The organism is Rickettsia endosymbiont of Culicoides newsteadi (assembly GCF_002259525.1).
Lineage (GTDB): Bacteria > Pseudomonadota > Alphaproteobacteria > Rickettsiales > Rickettsiaceae > Tisiphia.
In genome coordinates this window covers 1-2,803 of sequence record NZ_MWZE01000131.1, presented here as the reverse complement: position 1 = coordinate 2,803, position 2,803 = coordinate 1, and the positions used below count along the sequence as shown (strand labels likewise).

Sequence of the window (2,803 nt, the reverse complement as noted above, 5' to 3'; positions counted from 1 at the left end):
TTGATTGTCTCTATGACAATTTTTGATTTCTCCTCAGCACTATATTGCCTTACTTGTTTTTTCATCTCTAGCTCTCCTTTTTTGCTAAAGAATTCTATCTCATTTCTTCTATTTTTGTGTCCAAAATATGGAGACCATTATAGTGATTCAACACGCTCAACCAAATGATCCCTTATACTCTCTACCTTTAACTCTGAATAATCAGTAGTAATATCTTTCATTTTTCCACTCCATTATATTTTAGAGCTAACATCATTGTGAGGATACTTGTATAGTGAATTAACGCCGAATAAGCACCCATCATGCTGTCATTGCGAGGAAGCATAGCCCAATCCATTTTAATCGTTTTTTTAGATTGCTTCGTCGCCACTAAAGTGGCTCCTCGCAATGACGCTGATGCTAAATCGGATTTATAACGTGCCAATTCAAGTTAATTCACTTTAGCAACAAAACAATCCAAGAAAATGATTATTTTGGATTGCCTTGCTTAAAATTTATAGTCATATCGTATGCCTAAATTAGTCAACCCTGCATTAGACCCTACAATATCAGCATTAGAAATATGGTCAAGAATTAGTGAAATTGCATGTATTTCATTAAGCTTTACCCCTAAACTAAGACTTTCTCTAAATAACAGCCTTGATCCTAATGGACGTTTTTTAAAGGCTCGTTGTTTTGGTGATTTTTTCAATTCCCCATTATGAAACGCCCCCCCAAGGCTTAGCTCACAAAATATAAATTCTGTCATATCAAAATGCCAAGTAAGCCCACTATAAAAACTACTTGTATATCTACCAGTGCTAATATCCGCTCCTATATGAGGATAACCACCCCAAAATTTGTATTTTTCACTAAATAAATACTCGAGATTAATGGCAATGCCTTTTTCATAGCGAAAATTTACGTCCTGCTTTAGCACCCCTATTCTTATTTCAGCAGCCAGAACTCTTTGTCCAATTAAACAAAAAGAAATACTAAACAAAATTAATAATATTAAACGATTCATATACCCCGCAAATTTGAAAAAAGATTACCTTGATAATAAGCATATCTGGTGTTCAGGTACGTCACCCAACAACTTAGCCAATTCGTTTATCTCTAGACTATCAGAATTATTAGAAAGATCAACAAATGAACGATGCGGAAGATTATCTAAAACACCATTAATCGCATCATTAAGATCGTATACCACATAAAGAACATTGGAGAAATTATTAACTAATTTTCTTATAATAGGATCAGTATCAAAACCAAGGACGTATAACACTGCAGCAGCAAAAGAATCTTCTGAAGCATTTTCATCAATACCATTTCTAGCAATAATATATTTATTACCGTTTTCTTCTCGCTTTTCGTTTAAGAATTGCTTGAATAAATTTGTATTAGTCCAATTAGCTTTAAATTTATCAAATTTTTTATCTGCAAAAAACTCTACTACAAGTTTATTTTTTGCTAACTCCTTAAAAGAATATTTTTGCCCAACTTCTGGGTTGAGCTCTTTTTTAAGATATTGGTTGTTAATAGTGAATAAATGTAAATCTTCTATTCCCAAGCCTTCATATTCAAGCAAGTCCTTTGCAGTATGCCCATATTTATCTTTAGCAGTAATATCTGCCCCATTATTTACTAACTCTTCAATTAACTTTTCATTTGAAGAATCAGTCGGGTTTACTGCATAATGTAAAACCGCTAAATGTAGAGGTGAAAAATTAGCATAACCACAAGAAACGTTAACTTCAGCCTGCAATTTTACTAATTCACTAGCGACAGAGAGAAGCCCCACTTTAATGGCTAAAGTTAAGGGAGTGTTATCATAATCTATGCTGTAGTTATTATAAGCTTCCGGAGTACCATTATCATAACGAAAATTAATAAATTTATCAAACTCTTCTTTTTGTAATTTGTCTTGAGCGTCATTTAATATAATACCAGTCAACTGCCTTGCAATCTCTTTATTACCTTCTTCTACAGAGCTTGCCGCAGCTATTGTTAATAAAAGTAGATTATTCCCCTTAGGATTATCCCAAGAAGTGTCCTGATCCTCCGTACCAAAGAAACACTTATAAGAGGCTCCTGTAGTATCCTTTTGTAACAGCGGCTTCAGTTCTTCAATTGACCCTTCTCTTTTACCAATTTTATAAATAGTTGTTCTTATGTCTTCAATTAATTGAAAATTTGGATCATTTTTTGTAAGTTCATTCATATAGTTACCGAATTAATGTGATTTGTTATGCGTTATTGAGTAAACCAGACACCACAACCTATAGTTATTATTTAAAACCTAAGTTCCATGAAAGTTATCGCATAATACACATTTATAGCAAATTGTCAAACAAAAAAACAAACGAGCTGATTTCAGGGCAATTTAAAAATCATAAGGGAAATAGCTTAAAAGTTTAAGATGTCATTGCGAGGAGTTAGTTCACAATCATAGTACTGTCACCCCTGCGTAAGCAGGGGTCTAGATTCCCGCCTACGCGGGAATGATGGTATGGACGAGTGAAGCGAAATATGCTTTACTTGTACGGAGTCAGCTGAAAAATAGTTTTCAGCTGCTCCAAATTAAATAATAATTTAATTAATAGGTCCATACCATGATAAATAATAGCATAAAAAATACTATAATAGGAATAGATTTAGCAAAAAATAGTATGCACTTGGTGCAAGTCGATCAAAATGGCAAAAAAATAGGTTACCAAAAAGTTACAAGAGATGAGTTAATAGCCTATTTAAGCAATCTCGATAAAAGTTCATTGGTAGCTATGGAGGCATGTGGAGGAGCTAATTATTGGTCACAGGAAAT

General features: G+C 33.4%; 3 protein-coding genes and 1 pseudogene. 1 reads left to right on the top strand and 3 read right to left on the bottom strand.

The annotated features are described in order from the left end of the window. Window positions 1-217: 217 nt before the first annotated feature. From RiCNE_RS07360 to RiCNE_RS06700, 3 genes are all read right to left on the bottom strand, one after another. Window positions 218-424, bottom strand: a complete 207-nt coding sequence (locus RiCNE_RS07360) for a hypothetical protein (protein ID WP_133062966.1) — start codon at window positions 422-424, stop codon at window positions 218-220. 63 nt (window positions 425-487) lie between these two features. Then, the gene (locus RiCNE_RS06705; RefSeq protein ID WP_094649789.1) at window positions 488-1,006 is read right to left on the bottom strand and encodes an acyloxyacyl hydrolase; all 519 of its coding nucleotides are present in this window, start codon (window positions 1,004-1,006) and stop codon (window positions 488-490) included. A gap of 24 nt (window positions 1,007-1,030) precedes the next feature. Beyond that, complete coding sequence (locus RiCNE_RS06700; protein ID WP_094649788.1) at window positions 1,031-2,203, bottom strand: ankyrin repeat domain-containing protein; 1,173 nt, start codon at window positions 2,201-2,203, stop codon at window positions 1,031-1,033. 391 nt (window positions 2,204-2,594) lie between these two features. Between RiCNE_RS06700 and RiCNE_RS06695 the strand changes: the two are divergent. Beyond that, window positions 2,595-2,803, top strand: a pseudogene (locus tag RiCNE_RS06695) (IS110 family transposase); the annotation flags it as partial.

Excerpts from the sequence above, each read along its gene's own strand:
- RiCNE_RS06705 (WP_094649789.1), bottom strand. The coding sequence starts at position 1,006 with ATGAATCGTTTAATATTATTAATTTTGTTTAGTATTTCTTTTTGTTTA.
- RiCNE_RS06700 (WP_094649788.1), bottom strand. The coding sequence starts at position 2,203 with ATGAATGAACTTACAAAAAATGATCCAAATTTTCAATTAATTGAAGAC.